At 42.4% G+C, this 20,805-nt stretch carries 17 protein-coding genes; 3 read left to right on the top strand and 14 right to left on the bottom strand.

What is annotated here, in order from left to right; genetic code table 11:
* Window positions 1-126 precede the first annotated feature (126 nt).
* On the bottom strand, window positions 127-2,250 hold the full coding sequence (locus AC0OMU_RS04190; protein ID WP_043857405.1) for a peptidoglycan D,D-transpeptidase FtsI family protein: 2,124 nt from the start codon (window positions 2,248-2,250) through the stop codon (window positions 127-129).
* A 336-nt stretch (window positions 2,251-2,586) separates the two neighbouring features.
* On the opposite strand from AC0OMU_RS04190, the gene AC0OMU_RS04185 reads away from it, so the two are divergent.
* Window positions 2,587-3,360 (top strand): CAP domain-containing protein, encoded by a 774-nt coding sequence (locus AC0OMU_RS04185; RefSeq protein WP_015383529.1) that lies wholly within the window; start codon window positions 2,587-2,589, stop codon window positions 3,358-3,360.
* A gap of 38 nt (window positions 3,361-3,398) precedes the next feature.
* Here the strand turns inward: AC0OMU_RS04185 and AC0OMU_RS04180 are convergent, their stop codons facing one another.
* Both AC0OMU_RS04180 and mcpC read right to left on the bottom strand, forming a co-directional pair.
* Window positions 3,399-4,265, bottom strand: a complete 867-nt coding sequence (locus tag AC0OMU_RS04180; protein WP_047182541.1) for an NAD(P)-dependent oxidoreductase — start codon at window positions 4,263-4,265, stop codon at window positions 3,399-3,401.
* A gap of 137 nt (window positions 4,266-4,402) precedes the next feature.
* Window positions 4,403-6,370 carry a methyl-accepting chemotaxis protein McpC gene (gene mcpC, locus AC0OMU_RS04175; protein ID WP_474240929.1) on the bottom strand — a complete coding sequence of 656 codons (1,968 nt, stop codon included), beginning with the start codon at window positions 6,368-6,370 and terminating at the stop codon, window positions 4,403-4,405.
* Window positions 6,371-6,504: 134 nt separating this feature from the next.
* Between mcpC and AC0OMU_RS04170 the strand changes: the two genes are divergently transcribed.
* On the top strand, window positions 6,505-7,206 hold the full coding sequence (locus tag AC0OMU_RS04170; RefSeq protein ID WP_474241184.1) for a GNAT family N-acetyltransferase: 702 nt from the start codon (window positions 6,505-6,507) through the stop codon (window positions 7,204-7,206).
* Here AC0OMU_RS04170 and splB read toward each other — a convergent pair.
* From splB to papB, 8 genes are all read right to left on the bottom strand, one after another.
* Window positions 7,199-8,227 carry a spore photoproduct lyase gene (splB, locus tag AC0OMU_RS04165; RefSeq protein ID WP_003232425.1) on the bottom strand — a complete coding sequence of 343 codons (1,029 nt, stop codon included), beginning with the start codon at window positions 8,225-8,227 and terminating at the stop codon, window positions 7,199-7,201. The genes AC0OMU_RS04170 and splB overlap by 8 nt on opposite strands.
* A 77-nt stretch (window positions 8,228-8,304) precedes the next feature.
* Window positions 8,305-8,544, bottom strand: a complete 240-nt coding sequence (splA, locus tag AC0OMU_RS04160; RefSeq protein WP_003218644.1) for a splAB operon transcriptional regulator SplA — start codon at window positions 8,542-8,544, stop codon at window positions 8,305-8,307.
* Between the two features lie 90 nt (window positions 8,545-8,634).
* Window positions 8,635-10,347, bottom strand: a complete 1,713-nt coding sequence (gene ptsP / locus AC0OMU_RS04155; protein WP_003218638.1) for a phosphoenolpyruvate--protein phosphotransferase — start codon at window positions 10,345-10,347, stop codon at window positions 8,635-8,637.
* Complete coding sequence (locus AC0OMU_RS04150) at window positions 10,347-10,613, bottom strand: phosphocarrier protein HPr (protein WP_003154654.1); 267 nt, start codon at window positions 10,611-10,613, stop codon at window positions 10,347-10,349. Before AC0OMU_RS04150 ends, ptsP begins: the two co-directional genes overlap by 1 nt.
* Before the next feature lie 97 nt (window positions 10,614-10,710).
* Window positions 10,711-12,810 carry a PTS glucose transporter subunit IIABC gene (ptsG, locus tag AC0OMU_RS04145; RefSeq protein ID WP_474240928.1) on the bottom strand — a complete coding sequence of 700 codons (2,100 nt, stop codon included), beginning with the start codon at window positions 12,808-12,810 and terminating at the stop codon, window positions 10,711-10,713.
* A 228-nt stretch (window positions 12,811-13,038) separates the two neighbouring features.
* Entirely contained in the window at window positions 13,039-13,905 is an 867-nt protein-coding gene (gene glcT / locus AC0OMU_RS04140; protein ID WP_015383525.1) for a glucose PTS transporter transcription antiterminator GlcT, read from the bottom strand.
* A gap of 62 nt (window positions 13,906-13,967) precedes the next feature.
* Window positions 13,968-14,933 (bottom strand): LacI family DNA-binding transcriptional regulator, encoded by a 966-nt coding sequence (locus AC0OMU_RS04135; protein ID WP_041344834.1) that lies wholly within the window; start codon window positions 14,931-14,933, stop codon window positions 13,968-13,970.
* A gap of 282 nt (window positions 14,934-15,215) precedes the next feature.
* The gene (gene papB / locus AC0OMU_RS04130) at window positions 15,216-16,310 is read right to left on the bottom strand and encodes a di/tri-peptidase (RefSeq protein WP_327844343.1); all 1,095 of its coding nucleotides are present in this window, start codon (window positions 16,308-16,310) and stop codon (window positions 15,216-15,218) included.
* 165 nt (window positions 16,311-16,475) lie between these two features.
* Between papB and AC0OMU_RS04125 the strand changes: the two genes are divergently transcribed.
* Entirely contained in the window at window positions 16,476-16,679 is a 204-nt protein-coding gene (locus AC0OMU_RS04125) for a hypothetical protein (protein WP_014476643.1), read from the top strand.
* A gap of 37 nt (window positions 16,680-16,716) precedes the next feature.
* On the opposite strand, the gene pfeT is transcribed toward AC0OMU_RS04125, so the two are convergent.
* The 3 genes from pfeT to ykvU all read right to left on the bottom strand — a co-directional run bounded on the left by pfeT (window position 16,717) and on the right by ykvU (window position 20,751).
* Window positions 16,717-18,630, bottom strand: a complete 1,914-nt coding sequence (gene pfeT / locus AC0OMU_RS04120; protein WP_047182538.1) for a metal-transporting ATPase PfeT — start codon at window positions 18,628-18,630, stop codon at window positions 16,717-16,719.
* Window positions 18,631-18,865: 235 nt separating this feature from the next.
* Window positions 18,866-19,363, bottom strand: coding sequence for a sporulation thiol-disulfide oxidoreductase StoA (stoA, locus tag AC0OMU_RS04115; RefSeq protein ID WP_181219036.1), 498 nt, complete (start codon window positions 19,361-19,363; stop codon window positions 18,866-18,868).
* A gap of 50 nt (window positions 19,364-19,413) precedes the next feature.
* Window positions 19,414-20,751 carry a sporulation protein YkvU gene (ykvU, locus tag AC0OMU_RS04110; RefSeq protein ID WP_003245552.1) on the bottom strand — a complete coding sequence of 446 codons (1,338 nt, stop codon included), beginning with the start codon at window positions 20,749-20,751 and terminating at the stop codon, window positions 19,414-19,416.
* Window positions 20,752-20,805 lie beyond the last annotated feature (54 nt).

Genomic DNA, 20,805 nt, shown 5'->3' with positions numbered 1-20,805 from the left:
ATACAGATTGACTTTTACCTAGTATGATTCGCTAGAAAATGAGTATTCTCCTTCTATTCTTATGGTGAACGTCAATTTTTGAATAAAAGAAAGGGCACACAATCTTTTAGTTGTGCACCCTGTTTTTTATTTTTTACTGTGTTTTTTTTCGAGCTCTGCGTAGGCGTGGATAGCTCTTTTGGCAATGAGTTTGTTGATCGGGTCGTGGTCGTTCGCTACAGAAGGGACAACAACACTGAATGCCACTTTTGGATTTTTTGATGGATAATAGCCGACAAATGTTAGATTGTACGTGCTTTTTCCCCACCAATTACGATTTGTTCCGTAATAAAATGTTTGAGCAGTTCCAGTTTTTCCGGAAACATCCTCTGCAAACGTATTTCTAGCTGTTCCCGAAGTGGTAACTAGCTTCATTCCAGTCTTCACCTGCTGAATGTCACTTTCTGAGTTATTAATTTTATTGAGAATGTTTGGCTTTCTTTGTTCAATGGTCTTCCCAAGGCCTTCTTTTTTGCTGGGCTCATGGATACTTGTAACAATTCTTGGCTGCACACGGTAGCCCCCATTGGCAATTGATGAGATGTACTGTGCCATTTGAAGCGGTGTATATGTATCGTATTGTCCAATGGCCAAGTCTAAAATTAACCCCCCTACCGCATCAGGTGTAGTTTGCATTCCGGCTGATTCCTGCGGAAGATCAATACCTGTCTTTACTCCCAGGCCAAATTGGCTGTAGTAATTTCTCATTTTGTTTAAATCCTTCTGGTCAGCAGGAAGAGGTCCATGCGGCTTGTATGTGACACCGGCAATGTGCATGGCGACATTAAACATGTATACGTTTGAGCTTTTTTGCAATGCCGTTAATTCATTAATAGTTCCCATATTCATATACGACTTCTTAGGCTTATTACCGTTTCCTGCAAAATACAGTGGCATGTCAACAAAATATTTATAATGCGGGATCCCGTCCTGATAGCCGGCTAGCACGGTGGCCCCCTTTACTGCTGATCCCATTTCATATTGGGTGGTAAATGCCCCTATCGCATAATCTTCAATTTTGTTGGTTTTTAAATCTATCTTTTTCCCTGCCATCGATAAAATATCGCCGTTATTCGGGTCCATCATCACGACAAAGGCTCTGTCAAGCATGTAATTTCCGCGTGCACGGCTGTTTCTTACTTCTTCTTCAATGATCTTTTCTACCTTTGCCTGAAGCTCCATGTCAAAAGAAAGCTGAAGATCGTATCCCCTGCTGCCTTTATCAATGGTTTTTTGGCTGACGACATTTCCTTTATTATCTTCTACGTATTCCACTTTTTCTTTATGCGAATTTAAATATTCTTCATATTGATACTCTAAATAACTTTTTCCCACCCTGTCATTATTCGCATAGCCTCTTGTTAAGTAGAAATCTTTCCGGTCGCTCAGCAGGCCCTGATCAGGTGTCGTGACGCCCCCGAAAACAGAATAAAGGGTTTTGTCATAAGGATATTTTCGTGTCCAATCGTTTACGATATCGATTCCCGGAAGTTCTTCTAAATGCTCAGAAACAATGGAAATTTCATCATATGTTAAGTCATTTTTTGGTCTTTGCGAGGAGTTTTTCTTCTCATCAAGCAGCGCTCCGTTTTTTCCATTGCTATTGCTCTTATTTGGATTCATTGCCTTTACGATTTGAGGTTCGTAAGCATTTCCGCTTGAAAACCTTGTATATATCGCAGCAGTTTCCATTTCTTCGTCATCTTGCTGAATAGCCTTTAATTCTTGATCCGGAACACGCTCTATTTGAAGCTTGTATGCCTGGTCTCCTTTCAGATTGCTTTCTGATTCCTTAAGCAGAGCGGCGGCTTTTTTCGGATGAGCTGCGATCCAGTAATCACGAAGATCCCTTTCCTTCAAAAATTCGGTATCAATATGAATGAAAGAAGCAAGCCGCTTCGCTGTTTTGATTTTATCTTCTGTTTTTGTGCTAGATGTTGATACATACACAATTTCTGGAACGCTCTGGTTGTCGACAGCAACTTTCTGGTTTCTGTCGTACATCTTCCCGCGAGGCGCAGGATAGTAAGCTGTTTTTGCATTTGATTTCTCAGCGTCTTCTTCATGCTGTTCGCCTTCAACAATTTGAACAACCCCGAGCTTAAAAATTAATGCAGTGAATAGAACAAAGACAGCTAGGAAAAAAAGATTCATTCTGATTGCTCTGTTTCCTTTGCTCTTTTTCTTTGGTTCACGTCCTATTTCAGTCACTTCTGGTTACCCCTCTCAAATCATTCAATATATTTACATATACTGAGATTAATTGTAACACCTTTGTAATAGTTGTTACAGCGAAAAGGAGTAAAAAAAGCTGTCAATATAAAAACACATTAAAATATAACTAACGGTTCAAAAAAAAGGAAGCTATGTAACGGTACGATAAAATCATATATACCGATGATTCCCTTATTCTTAGTGATTCAACGGATTTACTTTACGAAAATGACAATCTCTATTTGTCAAAGGAAAGTGCTGGAATCTTTATGACAAAAAAGCTATGTTATGATTTTTCTGTAGAAACAAACAACTCTAGGAGGTTACGAACTAATGAAGAAAGCATTTATTTTATCTGCTGCCGCTGCGGTTGGATTATTCACATTCGGGGGCGTACAGCAAGCATCAGCGAAAGAACTCTCCTGCCAGCCTGTGGTTACAGTAAAAACGGGGAACACAGTACAAAACATGTCACTTAACGATGCAGTGAAAAAACTGCATATTAACACAAATGTCAAAACGTTAAACGCTGCAAACGAAAAAGAGATTAAACAGCTTCTTCAAAAACATGCGAAGCAATCTAACGTGAAAGTTCAGGATGTTCAAAAGACAGAAACGGCAAAACCTGCACAAAAGACTACTGAAAAAGCAGCTGCTGATCAAAACACTGCTTCTAAAGCACCCGCAACTGCTGAAAAAACAAACACAACAACATCTGCACCTTCATCTGTAAGTGCATATGAGAAAAAAGTTGTTGAGCTTACAAATGCAGAAAGACAAAAACAAGGCTTAAAACCGCTTCAAATTGATGAAACGTTAAGCAAATCCGCACGCGCAAAATCTCAGGATATGAAAGACAAAAACTACTTTGATCACCAAAGCCCAACTTACGGCTCACCGTTTGATATGATGAAATCTTTCGGAATCAGCTACAAAACAGCAGGTGAAAACATTGCTAAGGGCCAAAAGACACCTGAAGAAGTAGTAAAAGCTTGGATGAACAGTGAAGGACACAGAAAAAACATTCTAAACCCTAACTTTACTCACATCGGTGTTGGCTACGTTGAGTCTGGAAGCATCTGGACACAACAATTCATCGGAAAATAATAAAAAAAGATTGCCTGTTTCGTACAGGCAATCTTTTTTTATTTCACCCAGAGCTTATAGATACTCTGTGTACCGCTGTTTTCTTCACCTTGTGCAGCGAGCTTGTCATATAAGGATTTTGCGAGCGACAAGCCTGGCATTTCTTCCCCCATTAATTCTGCTTCCTCTAGTGCAATTCCCATATCCTTAATAAAATGCTTCACATAAAATCCCGGTTCAAAGTTGCCTTGCAGCATACGGGGAGCAAGATTTGACAATGACCAGCTTCCGGCTGCGCCCGTTGTGATGCTTTTCAGAACATTTTCCGGCTCTAGGCCTGATTTTTGGGCATAAGCCATCGCTTCAGCAACACCGATCATACCGGCTGCAATTGCAATCTGATTGCACATCTTGGTATGCTGTCCGCTTCCAGCCGGTCCTTGATACTGAATGTTCTCTCCCATTAAAGAGAAAATCGGCATGCAGGCTTCAAAAGCTTCTTTTTCTCCACCGACCATAATCGCGAGTGTTCCGTTTTGTGCACCGACGTCTCCACCGGAAACAGGAGCGTCTAAAGCGAACAATGCTTTTTCTTTGGACGCTTCAGCAATCTTCTTCGCAAGCGAAGGCTTAGATGTCGTCATATCAATAAGATATGCGCCTTCTTTTGCGTTTTCAATAATTCCATTGCTTCCGAAATACACTTCTTCAACATCACTGGGATAGCCGACCATTGTGATGATAACATCCGCTTCGTTCGAAAGATCTTTGACCGTATCTTTCCAGATCGCGCCTTTTTGAAGTATGCTTTCTGCTTTTTCTTTTGTCCGGGTGTACACCAAAACAGGGTGGCCGTCATTCAGAATATGTGATGCCATGCTATTTCCCATCACTCCAAGACCGATAAAACCAATTGTTTTTTTCAAGGTCATTCCTCCCAGATGTTTCGTTTTGATTTTAGTTAAAATTTATCATTTTTCCTTCATTTTTTAGACTACCATATCTATTCATCTTATAAAATAAAAAATCCCCAAAACAAATGATGTTTGGGGATGTAATTGGATTACAATGTGAATTTTGCAATTGTGTTCATAAGCTCTTGGCTTGCATGTTTTAGTGTTTCCGTTGAGTGTTTGACTTTATCAAGGGTGACTAGCTGTTCATCGGTTGATGCGTTCACTTCCTCTGCTGCGGCAGCTGATTCCTGTGATATGGCTGAAATGCTTTGAATAGCTTCAGAAATCGCAAGCTGTTCTTCACTCATTCTTTGAATTTCCGCGTAAATGTGATCAATACCTTGTACCAGTGACTGCATTTCTGCAGTTATCGTATTTAATACCTCTCCAGTTTCGTGAATTGCACTGTTTTGTTCATCATTCATTCTGCTTGCCTCAACCATCGCGTGAGAGGCCTCTTTTGTCTCAAGCTGGATAAGCTTCACAGTCTCGCTGATATGCTTTGTAGAAAGGGCTGATTGCTCAGCTAACTTCCGCACTTCATCGGCTACGACGGCAAAACCGCGCCCGCTTTCTCCGGCTCTGGCTGCCTCAATACTGGCATTTAAGGCAAGCAAGTTGGTTTGATCAGATATGTTTGAAATCGCTGTAACGACTTCTTCAATATTCTTAGTTTGATTTTCCAAATCCAGCAGCATCGTTTCAACCTTTTTCGTTTCCATATTGGCTTCGTTTGATTTCATCAGCAGCTGGCCGAGCGCGTCAAGTCCTTTATAGCTTGCATCCTCGGACGATTTTGAGCGTTCTTTAATTCCGCCTGCCTCCTCAGCGATTTGCCTGATTTTCGTTGACAGGCTTTCCGATTTTTCATTAATGGTTTCAACTTCAGAAGCCTGTTCCGATGCCCCTGCGGCTACTTCTTCAATCGCTTTTGCAATTTGTCCGCTTGTTTCATTTGTTTCGGCAGAGACAGCCGTTAATTGTTCAGAGGTGTCAGATACTTTCCCTGAAGAGAGTCTCACTTGCTCAACCATCTCCTTCATATTTTCAACCATCAGATTGAAGTCTCTTGTTAAAATACCGACTTCATCCTTGGATTTTGATTCCGCGCGCACTGTTAAATCGCCTGCGGAAACAGCTTTCGTTTTTGCGATCAGCTGCTGTATCGGACCGGTTATCGTTTTGGCCAGGAGGTAGCTGAGAATAATTGTTATGATAAGCGCAATCAATGATATCCAAAGATTTGCCCGATTCATTTTATCTGAAATCCACATTAATTGATCGGTATCAAATTGCGTTCCGACCTTCCAGCCCGTTTCGCCAATCGTTTGGTACACAACCATTTTCCCATTCACATCTTGTATCCCTTGTTTCTCGGATGCGATGGTTTGCAGTGTTTGATCCTTTGATATATTTTTTCCTTGATTTGACGGATGGGCTAAAAGATTGCCGCTCTCATCAGCTAAAAAGGCAAATCCATTGTAAGGCACCTTTTGTTTATTGACCATACTCTGGATAGCAGAGAGTTTCAAGTCATAGCTGGCAACCCCTATCACTTTTTGCCCGTCTAAGATTGCTTTCGATGCAGTAACAATCATATCTCCAGTCACGACATCTTTATAAGGTTCCGTCCAAACAACTTGATCCGGGGTTTCAGCTGCAAGCTTATACCACGGTCTTGATGTTGGATCATAATCCTCAGCGAAATCCGCTTTTGGATATGTAAACATTTCTTTTTTTGCGGTGCCTATGTAAGCCATCGCAACATAATCATCGTTATCTTTGATTTGCTTAATGTCATCGTGAAACAGCCGAGCAGCTTCTTTACTTGGTTTCGTTACAAATGTATGCGTTAATTCCCCATTAGCCAATCTTGATAACGAAATGGCATAACTCTTTAATTGCAATTCAATATTTTGTTCAAGTGACTGCGTCACGTTTTGAGTTGTATTTTTCCCATCCTCTGTAATCATCGGTTTTAGCGTCAAATAAGAAGACAGCATTAAAAGAACAACTGTGAGAATTAACATAATCGAAACAAAAACAGCAATCTTCATGTGAAGTTTTTTAAACAAACCAATCCCCTCCTAATTTCTATATCGGCCCTTTCGTTTGAAAAATGAATAATCAAAAAATAAATTATAAGAAAATCGGAATATATTTACTGAAAATTCAATCTTTTTTATAATGAAACAACATAAGGAGAGTGATGATCATACTAAAACAAATGTATGTGCACAACGGCAGAAAATTTGAGGCTCTGACCATCAGAAACTACACTGAGACTGACATCGAGAGGCTGATTTCTCTTCAAAAAGAATGTTTCCCTCCTCCGTTTCCCCAGGAATTGCTGTGGTCAGAGGACCAGCTTGACAGCCATATCAAATCCTTTCCGGAAGGCGCATTATGCGCGTTTATCAATGGCAGAATTGTCGGTTCCATGACTGCTCTTATTGTACAATTTGAGCCTGAATCTCCTGATCATACATGGGCACAAGCAACAGACAACGGATCGATTAAAAACCATGAACCTCAAGGAAATACTTTATATGTAGTGGATATTTCTGTTTCTCCTCATTATCGAAAGCTTGGAATCGGAAAATGGCTGATGAATACGATGTATGAGCTGACTATTGATAAGAGACTGGAGCGCCTTCTCGGCGGCGGCCGCATTCCTTTATATCATAAATACGCACACGAGATCAGCGCTGTTCAGTACGTTGAAGATGTGATGGAAGGCAGGATAAACGACCCTGTGCTGTCCTTTCTCCTCCGTTGCGGTCGTTCACCTATTCGTGTAGTCAGCAATTATATAGAGGATAAAGAATCATTGAATTACGGCGTTTTGATGGAATGGAAAAATCCTTTTTATAAAAAGAGAGCTGTTGATCACAACAGCCCGTTTAAGTGAAATATTCAATTTTCGCGTTAGGGAAAAAGGTATCAATATAGGATTCAAGTGCTTCTCGAAGTGCATGCTCTTCATCTTTCTGATAAATATATTTTCCGATCCCGTAACGGCCCCATTTATAACGGCGCTTTTCTTCATCTAATTCGAGCTTCGTCTTCGGATAATTTTTCTCTATCACTCGTTTGGCCGGTTTTGTAAAACGGTGTTGAATTAATTCAAACGTTATGTCATGTCTAACGTCCTGCGGCAAAGCAGCATCAAGCTTTTCAAACAGATGTCTGTATCCTTCTTCCCAGCCTTCATGAATATAAATCGGAGCAACAATAAAGCCTAGCGGGTAGCCTGCTTTTGCAACTTTTACTGCCGCTTCTATCCGCTTATCAAGAGGTGAAGTTCCCGGCTCAAAGTTTTTAATCACATAGTCGGCATTAATACTGAATCTGAATCTCGTTTTCCCGTTATGCTTTGCGTCTAATAGGTGATCGACATGATGAAATTTCGTTACAAATCGGAGCTTTCCGAGATCACTTTGGCCAAAATGTTCAATGGCGCGCTTCAGCGTGTGTGTCAGATGATCAATTCCTACAATGTCTGACGTACATGATGCTTCAAACCTTGTGAACTCTGGTGCGCGCTCCTTCATATACTTATCTGCCTGATCCAAAATCTCTTCGACGTTTACATAAGTTCTGATATACGGCTTTGATCCCATGGTTGTTTGCAGGTAGCAGTAATGACAATGCCCCATGCAACCTGTTGCAAACGGAATGGCATATTCGGCCGAGGGTTTGGATGAATCAAACTTTAATGTTTTCCGGACACCGATAACTAAAGTTGATTTCGCATTGCGATATTGCTGAAGATGATTTTTCCCAGGAATATTACGCACCTGATTGTGGGATGTTGTTTCTCTGATTTCAATGCCCATATTCTCAAATTTTTCTTGTAATTCTTGACCTAGCGGATATTCCAGTGCCCTCGGTTCTATATATACAAGCTGCGGAACAAATGGGTTCTGCATGATGCCACATCCTTTTCCTTTACTAACGTTACTTTTCTCACTAGACGGAAAGGATATGAGTTGTAATGATTTCCTTGTTACTCATACGGATCAATATCAAAAAGTTCTTTGTAAAGCGATTTAGCTTCTTCATAGCTTGCAAACACAGCATCGTCCTCTGCGAACGGATGATAGGTTTCATAAATAAACAGGGAAAGCTCGCCTTCATGGTATGGATGGTGCACAATTTCGGCTTCCTTTATGTGGGCTACATTGGCGGCGTGCGGATTTCTGTAGATCACATAAACAGTATCTCCTGCGTTAAATTGGTTTGACATACTATCCCTCCTAGCCATGTTATTGTGTCCTTCTATACCCTTACTTATGAAAAAAACCAGACAGGCCGGAGGCCGTCTGGTTTTTGTACATTACTTGAATGTTTCTTTTACGAACGCGACAACTTCTTCTGTCGTGCTCATAGATAAGATTTTCTCTTTGAATGACTCAGCTTCTTGTTTAGACAATTTGCTGATTTGTGTTCTTGCCGGAAGGATAGACGTTGCGCTCATTGAGAACTCATCTAAGCCTAAGCCGAGAAGGATAGGAATCGCAATCTCGTCTCCTGCCATTTCTCCGCACATGCCAACCCATTTTCCTTCTTTGTGTGCTGCTTCAATTACGAGTGTAATTAAGCGAAGGATTGCCGGGTTGTATGGTTGATACAGATAAGATACACGTTCATTCATACGGTCAGCTGCCATTGTGTATTGGATCAAATCGTTTGTTCCGATACTGAAGAAATCAACCTCTTTAGCAAACTGATCAGCGATGACTGCAGTTGACGGAATTTCAACCATCATACCGACTTCAATATCATCAGATACAGCCTGTCCCGCTTTTACGAGCTTTTCTTTCTCTTCAAGAAGGATCGCTTTTGCTTCTTTGAATTCGTTAACTGTCGCAATCATAGGGAACATGATTTTCAAGTTTCCGTATGTACTTGCACGAAGCAGCGCGCGAAGCTGTGTTCTGAAGATTTCTTGCTCTTCAAGGCAAAGACGAATCGCTCTGTATCCTAAGAACGGGTTCATTTCTTTAGGAAGCTGCAGGTAAGGAAGCTCTTTGTCTCCGCCGATATCAAGTGTCCGCACGACAACTGATTTTCCTTCCATACGCTCAAGAACCGTTTTGTAAGCATCAAACTGCTCATCTTCTGTAGGCAGCTGATCTCTTCCCATGTAAAGGAATTCTGTACGGTAAAGGCCAACTGCTTCTCCGCCGTTTTCAAGAACACCTTTTACATCATCAGGAGTACCGATGTTCGCTGCAAGCTCTACATGATGTCCGTCTTTTGAGACAGTCGGTTCATTGACAAGCTTCGCCCACTCAGCTTTTTGAGCCAAATAAGCATTATGTTTTTCTTCATACTCTTTTACAGTTTCCGCAGATGGGTCAATAATGACATCGCCATTGATACCGTCAACGATAACAGTCACGCCGTTTTGGATCGTGCCTGTAGCCGCTTTCGTTCCAACAACTGCTGGAATCTCAAGAGAACGTGCCATGATGGCAGAGTGAGATGTGCGTCCGCCGATATCAGTAGTGAATCCTTTTACGAACTCACGGTTTAATTGAGCTGTGTCAGACGGTGTTAAGTCTTCAGCTACAATAATAACCTCTTCTGAGATCATGCTTGGGTTTGGAATTTCGACGCCAAGCAGGTGGCCGGTTACGCGTTTTGTTACATCGCGGATATCTGCCGCACGCTCTTTCATATATTCGTTATCCATAGATTCAAACATAGTAACGAACATAGAAGACGTTTCTTTTAAAGCGAATTCAGCGTTCACTGAATCAGTGCTGATTTTTTCTTTCACAGGGTTCAGAAGCTCAGGGTCACTGAGAACTAAAAGGTGAGCAGAAAAAATATCAGCTTTATCCTGACCCAGTTCTTTCAAAGCGTGCTCTTTGATTTTTTCGAGCTCTTCTTTTGAACGTGCAATCGCTTCATCAAAACGGCTTACTTCCGCTTCAGAATCAGAGATGTTTTTCTTTTCAACCGTTAAATCTGGCTCTTCAAGCCGGTATGCTTTTGCAATCGCGATGCCGGCTGAAGCGCCAATCCCTTTTAATTCTTGCATTACTCGCCGAGTCCTTCGCTTTTCATTGTTTCTTCTAAAGCGTTAAGAGCATCGTTTTCGTCAGCTCCGGAAGCAGAGATTGTGATCTCAGCGCCTTTAGCGATACCTAAAGACATAACACCCATAATAGATTTAAGGTTAACTGTTTTGCCGTTATATTCTAAATTAACGTCAGCGTCGTATTTGCTAGCAGTTTGTACAAGAACTGTCGCAGGACGAGCATGGATTCCAGAATCTGCAGTTACTTTAAATGTTTTTTGTGCCATTTTTATCATTCTCCTTTTAACTTAAAGCTTTATTACTTCACAATATTATATCATACAACCGTACTTGTCATCTGACAAGCACGGCGTACTAACACCCTTATTTTTCAATCTTCACAATATCTTCTTGTTCTCTGTTGACTGAACCGCTTGCTTTAATGCTGACTGTTTCTCCTTCAGCAAGGTTTGTAAATACAATCGGTGTCATGAGAGATGGTACATTCGGTTTGACTGCATCCAGATCAACTTCAAGAAGTTTTTGTCCAGGCTCAACGCGGTCTCCTTCTGATACGAAAGACGTAAATCCTTCGCCCTTCAGGCTGACGGTATCAATACCAAAGTGGATTAAAATTTCTCTTCCGCCGTCGGATTGCAGGCCGATCGCATGTTTCGTCGGGAACACATTGAGAATTTTTCCGCGAACCGGTGATACGACAATTCCTTCAGAAGGGAGAATCGCAAAACCGTCACCCATCATTTTCCCTGAGAAGACTTGGTCAGGAACATCCGTAATCGGGTGAATTTCCCCGGTAATCGGAGAAACGAAAACTTCCTCGCCGATTTCATTTTGCAGCGGTTCTGCAATCACTTCCTCAACCTGCTGGCCTACTTCCTCTTGAGCAGATGTTTTCGGTTCAGGTCTAGGCTTGCGTCCCGCAATAATGTCTTGCATTTGTGTTTTTAACCCGTCAGAACGCGGTCCGAAAATAGCCTGAATGTTGTTGCCGACTTCCAGCACTCCCGAAGCGCCAAGCTGTTTCAGACGGTCTTTATCAACCTTTTTCTGATCGTTTACAGTCACACGCAGACGAGTGATACAAGCATCAAGGTGTTTGATGTTTTCCTGGTCACCCATTGCCTGCAGAATCTCATAAGGAAGATCCCCTGCTTCACCTGTTTTCCCAGGTGCTGCTGTTTCTTCCGCAGCATCCTCGCGTCCAGGTGTTTTCAGATTAAATTTGCGGATGGCAAATCGGAATCCGAAGTAGTAAATGAACGCTAACCCTAAGCCGACAGGGATGACAAGCCACCATGCCGTCCGGTTCGGTAAAATACCGAATAGGAAATAGTCAATTAAACCGCCGGAGAATGTCATACCAATCTTAACATTCAACAGCTGCATGACCATGAATGAAAGTCCCGCAAACAAACAGTGAATCGCAAACAGGACTGGAGCAACGAATAAGAAAGAAAATTCCAATGGCTCTGTGATCCCCGTTAAGAAGGATGTCAAGGCCGCTGAACCCATAATACCTGCAACAAGTTTTTTGTTTTGCGGTTTTGCTTCATGATAAATGGCAAGCGCCGCAGCAGGCAGACCGAACATCATAAATGGATATTTACCTGTCATGAACGTACCTGCCGTTAACTGTACGCCGTCTTTAATCTGCGCCATAAAGATACGCTGATCCCCGCGGATGATTTCTCCTGCCGCACTCTTATAGCTGAAGAATTCATACCAGAACGGCGAATAGAAAATATGGTGCAATCCGAATGGGATAAGCGAACGTTCAATCACCCCGAAGATAAATGCAGCAAGGGTTGGATTCGCTTCCACTAATCCTGTTGAAAAGGCATTCAATCCATGCTGGATCGGAGGCCAGATCACTAACATAATAAGACCCAGAATCAGTGCAGAAATTGACGTAACAATTGGAACGAAACGTTTACCCGCAAAGAAACCAAGGTATTGCGGCAGTTCAATTGTGTAAAATCTGTTAAACAATAATGCAGCTAACACACCGACGATAATACCGCCGAACACCCCTGTCGCCAAGGTAGGTATACCAAGCATGTTTACATATGCAGGATGGTTTTCCGTAAAGAACTTGGCTCTTTCAACTGAATCCGAAGGAATGGTTCCGTTTGCAAGAAGAACCGCACTCATGGATACATTCATTACAAGATAACCGATAATTGCTGCAATCCCTGCAACTCCATCACCATTGGCAAGCCCGATTGCTACACCTACGGCGAAAAGAAGCGGAAGGTTATCGAAAACAATCTGCCCAGCGCTTTCCATCACACCTGCTACAAGCTGAACATTGTCATTGCTCAAGAAATGCAGGACCTGAATCATGTCCTTATTTTGCATCGCATTCCCGATCGCAAGCAAAATACCCGCAGCCGGAAGGATCGCAACTGGAAGCATAAGCGCACGCCCAATTTTTTGAAGAACGCCGAATAATGCTTTAAACATAAGAATTGACCTCCTCTTTTTACTAGTCTGACCTTACAGCTAAAAATCATGACAACGAATTCACAGGCGTAAGTCTTCCAGTTTAACCGTTTACATTTGCCCTTTTACACAACAAAAAGGCATGAGCAAAATTGGGTGCGCAAAAGAACGAGAATGAACTTCCCGTTTTTTTCCCTCAATCACTCATGCCTGATCGAATCAGTAACACGTTATAAGGATAAACTGAATTTATGACATTTTATTGGTTAATCGGTACAGATGAAGCGTCAGATAAACCGCTTCCGCCTCATGAACTGGTTTCTTCAATGTTTGCTGCAAGATTTTAATCAATTTCCAAGCTGTATTGTAGCATAGCGGATATTCATTTTTCAATAACAACATTAATTTTTCTGGTTCTTTAGTCGGTTCTTCTTTTTTAATTCTTTCTATTGTAAATCTGATATGCCTGATCAGCCGCAAATAGTTGACACTTTCCTTATTTACTTTCATTTGAAATGAGTCTTCAATCACCTCGACAAGCTGCGCCATGAGCTGAGAGTGCTGATTGACCTCGGACAGCGGACGATTTGTCAACGCTGAATGGATATGCAGAGCGATAAAACCAATCTCCCCTTCAGGAAGACAGATTCCCGCTTTTTCATTGATCATATCTATGACTTCTTTGGCAATTTGGTACTCCTCAGGATATAGTGACTGAGTCTCCATTAAAAATGGATTTTTCATATCAAATCCCTGCTGCTGCCTTTTGATCGCAAATGCGATATGGTCTGTCAACGCAATGTGAATATGTTCATTTAATGAGTGATTAGTCCTATTGCTGATGTGATAGATGACATCGTTTGAAATATCAACGAGCTTTTCATCAACATAGTCAAGGAGCTTTTTAAACTGCTTTTGTTCCTTCTCGTCTTTTAAAATGAACATTTTATCGTAGCCTTTATCTTCAATGACATCATCCTGTTTTTTTCCGAAACCAATACCTTTTCCGATTAAAACGACTTCGCTGTATTTATGATGAGAAGCAATTAATACGTTATTATTCAGTACCTTTTTCACTGTGAAGGACCCATTCACGATCCTCAGCTCCTTTGTCATTCAATACCTCATATCGTACATAACGAACAGAATGCACGTCAAACCTTTTTTCAATGCATTCACTAAACAGTCGATCTTTCGATGAGACGGTAATCCAGAACTTTCCTTTCAATCGGCTGTCCTTGAATTCTTTTTTCCAGTATAGCAAATGCCTGCTTTCCCATTTCCCTTGTCTGAATATCGATCGTTGTGATTCCAAGCGCTTGGCTGATTTCGTGGTTATCAACGCTTAAGATTGCAAGCTCATCCGGCACTGACACCCGCTGGTTCTTTGCTTCAAGAAAAAGCCCTGCTGAGACTTGGTCATTGGCAACAAAAATAGCCGTCGGCTTTTCCTTCCACGTTTTCCATTTATGAAAAAGCGCCTTCCCATCATTGATTGTAATCGCTTTCTCGATTACCCAGTCTTCACGAAATACCTCGCCGATCTCTTCCAATGCCTCTTTGTAGGCTTTGATTCGAAAATGGCTGTTCATGCCTTTTTTTCTTGCCAAACAGATGGCTATTTTTTTGTGCCCTTTGGCAATTAAATAGTCCAAGCCGTTCCGAAATGCTTCTTGGTGAGGAATACTGATGGTTGGGAAGCGGGCATTATCTGAATTCTGGCAAAGCAAAATCGGGCCCTCCCATTCCATGAGTTTCTCATCAGCAAGCGCCTTTGAGCAAAAAATCAGGCCGTCAACCTGGCGCTGCTTTAATTGGGACAGCGCAAAGATTTCTTTTTGTACCTCATAGTTTGTTTGGAATAAAGAGAGGTGAACCCCGGATTCCGCGGCTGCGTCGGCTATTCCTGCAATCAGCTCTGCAAAATATGGCAGATTAACCGTCGGCAAGACAACACCAATCATGTTTGAAAATCCTTTCGACAAATGTACAGCGTGAATATTTCTCGTGTACTCCAATGATTCCATTGCCTCAAACACTCTTTTTCGTTTGTCTTCACTGACGTATGGATGATTGTTTATGACTCGGGAAACCGTTGTAACAGAGACACCGGCTTTCTCTGCAATGTCTTTAATATTAGCCATAGATTCCCTTCTTTCTAAATCCCCTTGATCTGGAATGCGTTTCATACAATATGATATGGACGTACCAGATATCTTTTTGTATTTTTAGCTGAAAGGAGAAGATCACATGGGTTTCTTCATTTTAATTGGGTTATGTCTCACTGTTCTCGGTGGCAGCTGTCTTGCTGTAAAACCTCTCAACCAAAAACATGAAATTAAACCCTTTCGAACATTTGATGATTTTTTTATTTAATGCAGATAAAAAAGGACGATGTCGAGAACAAAGTCCTTTTTTATTTCTTATTACGGCAGTATGATTAATTCCTTTGGATATTGGGTCAGAGCAACTGCCCCGTCCTTTGTTACGTGAACATCATCCTCAATGCGCACGCCGCCGATTTCAGGCACATAAATCCCCGGTTCGATCGTGTAGACCATGCCTTCCTGCAGCAGTATATCGTTGGCCTGGCTCATGGATGGATACTCATGGACAGAAATTCCGAGTCCATGCCCAAGCCGGTGAGGAAAATAGTCACCGTATCCCGCTTTTTCAATGATTCCGCGGGCTGTTAAATCCAGATCTCCGATTCTCACACCGGGTTTGCTTGCCTCAATCGCGGCTTTTTCCGCTTGAAGCACAGTCTCGTAAATGGCCTCCTGCTTCGGATTGATGGTTTTGTATGCAAACGTTCTTGTAATATCAGAGCAATAGCCGTCAAGAATAACACCGAGATCAAATAAAACAAAATCACCTTTCTTCAACGTGGCTGTACCAGGATTTCCATGAGGCTGGCCAGATTTTTCTCCGAATAAAACCATTGTAGAGAAAGACATGCCCTGAATTCCTTTTTTCTTCAGCTCATACTCAATTTGAGCGAGCACTTCCACTTCACTGATGCCTTCACGCAAAGCGGCTGTGCCAACTTCAACACCGTAATCTGCAAGCTTTGCCGCCTCTTTCAGCAAACGAATCTCATTGTCATCTTTAATCAGGCGAAATTGATTGAGTGTTTCTTCTGCTGAAACAAATTGAGCCCCGCCCGTCGCATGCTTCAGCTGTTCTGCACGTGATAGCGAGATTGAATCCTTTTCTACCGCAAGCGTATGTATGCTGATATTTCGCTTTTTCAAGGCTTTCTCTATCAGCTCCCACGGATTTTCGTGATCCGCATAGCCAATGATTTCATGATTCCAGCCTGCGTTGCGGGCCTGTCCTGCTTCCATTCCTGGACAAACAAAGAAAGGCTCCTCTTCTTGAAAAATAAATAACCCCATTAATCTTTCATGCGGCTCTGTGTAAAAACCGGTTAAGTAAAAAACATTTTCTTTTGTATGAATAAATGCGGCAGTATGCCCCGCTTCCTTCAGCCATGAAGAGACGCGTTGTATTCTATTCACTTCTTGTTCCTCCCTGCCATTTGCAATGCATTGTTCTGTCTTCCATTGTAACAGGTTTTACCGGTGTTTGCCTTTCACGACGCCTTCATTTTCTAATGCATTTTATTTCCTGCTCCTCTTCCTGTATACTGACAGTAACGTTCAATCGCAGGGGGGTTGTTCCGTTTGCTGATGAATTTTTTCAGACGAAAAGCAGTTATGCTCTTAACGGTTTTGGGAATTTCCGCTCCTTTTATCGGGATGAAGATGGTGGGCTTTTATTATTACAGCTCTATCATAGGCTGTGCAGCGGGTTTCCTTTGCTGCATCCTCGCTCTCATCCTGGTTATGAAAAGATCTGATAAAGACAAAAATGAAGGGAAAGCTTGATACATAAAAAGCCAGCAGCCTGATGGGGCTGCTGGTTTTATTTTAGGAGTCTTAATCCGTTTAGTATGACCAAAATCGTACTTCCCTCATGACCAATCACGCCAAATGGCAATTCCATCACCTGCAAAAAGTTTGCACAAATCAGCAGGCAGATTACAGCTAGAGAAAACACGATATTTTGTTTGATGATCCTGTTCATTTTCCGAGACAAGCGGCACATGTTTACGAGCTTTTTCAAATCGTTTTTCATGAGGACCATATCAGCGGTCTCAAGTGCTACATCTGTTCCGCCGCCCATCGCAATGCCGACATCCGCCGCTTTGAGTGCCGGCGCATCATTGATTCCGTCACCCACCATTGCAATCGTTCCGAATTCTTCTTTTAACCGTTTGATTTCATTCACTTTTTGGTCAGGCAGGCATTCTGCCACGACAGTTGTCATGCCGGCTTCCTTAGCAATCGCTTGAGCCGTGTCTTCGTGATCTCCTGTCAGCATGGCCGTTTTAATCCCAAGTCGGTTCAGTTCTTCCATGACCTCTTTTGCTTCAGGCCTGATTTGGTCCTTCAGTGCGATACAGCCTGCTATTTGATCATCCTTTTTCACAAATACAATTGTATGACCGCTTTGAATGACATCTGATGCTGTTCGTTTCAAAAATTGTGCTGCCATTTCCTCGCCGATAAAACCTGCTTTACCGACCTTCCATTTCGCACCCGACACTTCTGCCATAACGCCAAACCCTGAGGTTTCTTCTATAGATATGTAGCCAGACTGATTCACGCCGCGGCTTTCCGCGTACGCCGTTATGGCTTGGGCGAGCGGATGGCTTGATTGCGTTTCGATGGCATAGACAGCCTCAAGAACTTCCGCTTCACTGAATCCTTCTGCTATTCTGATCGTCTCTACGGCAGGCTGGCCTTTTGTTACAGTGCCGGTTTTATCAAAGGCGATCATTTGCACTGAGCCCAGCTGTTCAAGAAAGACGCTTCCTTTCACAAGCATACCGTTGCGGGCGCCATTTGAAATCAGGGACAGCGCCGCCGGCATAATAGAGGCGACAAGCGCACAAGGTGACGCGACAACCATAAACACCATTGCGCGGTAGAAGGTTTCACTCCAGCTCCAGCCCAGCGCAAAGTGCGGGACGAATAAAAGGAGCCCCACCGCAATTAGCACACCTTTCACATAAGCATTTTCAAATCGTTCGATGAAAGCCTGCGCAGGTGAAACACTATTTTGCGCTGATTCAACCAGTTTGATAATTTTTCTGAATAACGAATCTTCATTTGCTTTCGTGACTCGGACAGTCAAGGAGCCATTGCGATTCACCGTTCCTGTGAATACAGTGTCGCCTGTGTTTTTTTCTACAGGCATTGATTCACCTGTTAAAGCCGACTCGTCAAGGCTTGTCGAGCCCGATTCAATGATACCGTCTGCCGCTACGCGTTCTCCAGGTTTGATCACAATCATATCACCGGCCTGCAAGTCTGAAACCGGAACTCTTTTGGTTTCACCATTGACCATCAATGTCGCTTCTTCAGGCTCAAGCTGCATTAAAGACGTTAAATCTCTGCTGCTTTTATTCATCGTGTATGTTTCTAAAGCTCCGCTTAAGGAAAAAATAAATATTAAAATAGCACCCTCTGCCCAGTATCCGATCAAGGCGGAACCAACGGCAGCGAAAATCATTAAAAGTTCTACATTCAGCGTTTTGGATTCGAGTGTTTCTTCGATTCCTTCCTTTGCTTTAGCAAATCCGCCGATCACAAAAGCCAGCAAGAAAAGTATTATGGATAAAACCTGATATCCGGATAAGAGCCAGCCTGCCAAAATAAGAGCGCCTGATACAAGTGCTGCAATAAGCTCCGCGTGCTGTGCCCAGTTTTTTTCCCTCTTGTCTGTTTTCAATGGCTCATGCGGGTCACGTTGAACGATAACTTGTTCATTCATATCGAATTCTCCTCTCTAATTGAGAACGTAAATCATCTTCATTTCTCTTATAAAAACAAAATCGCTGCCCAAAAGGCAGCTTTATCGTCAGTTATTTCTTGATGTCTTCCTTTATTATAGCACGCACGAAGAGAATTTCAATTATAATTATTTTAATTTCTTTTTGATAATAATTATCATTAATGTTTATTCACTTCTTCTCTATATGAAAAAAGCTGAGAGTCTATGCTCTCAGCTATTCTTCCGTCCATTCCTTCAGTTGTTCCGCTGTCATCGGGCCAATTTTTGTTTTTTCAATTTCTCCCTTTTCATTCAGCAAAAATGATGTTGGGATCGTAATGATATGATACTCCTTCATCAATTCCCCTTTTGAGTCAAGAACAATCGGGAACGTCAGCTTGTTTGCTTTAATAAAGTCTTCAACGACTTGCTGATTTTGTTCCGAATTCACTAAATTCACCGTTACCAGCTTTACACTGTCGGATGGATGGGCATCATAAAACGATTGAAACTGGGGAAGCTCCTTTTTGCAGGGCGGACACCATGACGTCCAAAAATGGAGAATTGTTTTTTGCCCTTTTTTCGGAATCGAGATGTCCTCCCCTTCTATCGTTTTCATAAGAAAAACAGCGGGAACAGCAGGCTGTTTTTCCTCAGCCTGTGCCGCACCTGGAAACCATGCAATCAACCCTAATAACATAATGTATATAGTAAGCAAGCGCTTCGTCAACATGGAATCTTCCTTTCATGCTTTTCAATTAGCTTGCCCCTGCAGTTCCTATATCATCCTTCAATTCGCGGCGTTCTGGTCCCTCCCGTAAGGAATACGGATACCTTCAATGCTTTGCAGATCGTGGCATAGTGCAGGCTCGTCAAAAGAATCATGCCAGTGTTCATTCCAAGGATGATCCCGAGCATTTGCAGATTCTCCATTGATCCCAGTACATACATCATACTTAGCGCAACGATATGGCTCCATACATTGTGATAAAAAGCCTCTTTCACAAAACCCATCCCGATTAAGCACGCCTGCAGCGGCATGACAAACAGATGAAAGAGAAAGTAAGGCCACAACAGCTGCAGGTAATACTGCGCTTCAGGAGAGTGAAAAAACAAATGCGTGAGAGGTCCCGCAAACTGGAACATGACCCAGACGGCAGGTATACCGTAACCTAATGTAATGAAAATCGACTGCTTCAGCCTTTTTAACACGATGTCATACTGAGAAAGTGCATAAGCTTCCGAAATACTCGGTATCATGACGACCATTAACGAATGGGCAATAAAAGCAGGGAACGACCCTATCGTCACAGCCACTCCTGCCAGCATTCCGTATTGATCGATCGCCGCTGTCCCGGCAACGCCCGCAGCCAAAAGAGCTCCTTTTACTAAAAAGGGTTCAATTGCATTGACAACCGCATGAAAAATGCGCAGTCCTGTTGTAGGAATTGAAACAGCAAGCAGCCTTTTCCTTACATCCTTTCCGCGCAAATGAATGTGCTGCTGGCCGGATAACGCCCGCCTTGCCATGATAAATTGTGAATATAAATAAACAAGCACGACCACATCACTCACAACTAGAACAAACAAGGAAATCAGCACAGCCATGTCCAATTCAAATGAGTACCATTGAAAAAAGAGGAATAAGCACAAGAGCTGGATGATTTTTTTCAGCACATTGGCAATTGCGATCTTCCCCATTTTCTGCACACCCATAAAGTAGCCCCTGGCGATTGAAGTAAAGGCGACAACAGGAATTAAGCCGATGACAATCCCTTTAATAAACGGGTGGTATGTATCAAATACCGGTATAAACGGAAGCGCAATACTAGCGGCGGCAGTAGAAAAAGCAGTAAAAATGGCTGTCATTCTGAAAGCGTGCCTCAGCATGCTTTCATGAAGCTTAGGATTTGACTCGGCAATGAATTTAGAAATGGATATCGGCAGTTCCAGGCTCGCGATGACAATAATTAAAAAGATCGTGGGCAAAATACTCATGTAAAGCCCCATCCCATGCTCGCCAAGCTCCCGCGCCAAAATCATATTGACGACAAATTCAAGGCATTCAGCGAAAAAGGCGGCAATGGATAAAAGAATGATCCCTTTCACAAATCGATTCATGATGTCTCTCCTTGTCTCTTGTACTACCAACATCATATGAGACAAGTTCAAAAA

The sequence above is a fragment of the Bacillus sp. FAU18 genome, from assembly GCF_056033885.1.
The sequence above is the reverse complement of the archived record's forward strand: the minus strand, read 5'-3'. Positions and strand labels throughout refer to the sequence as shown.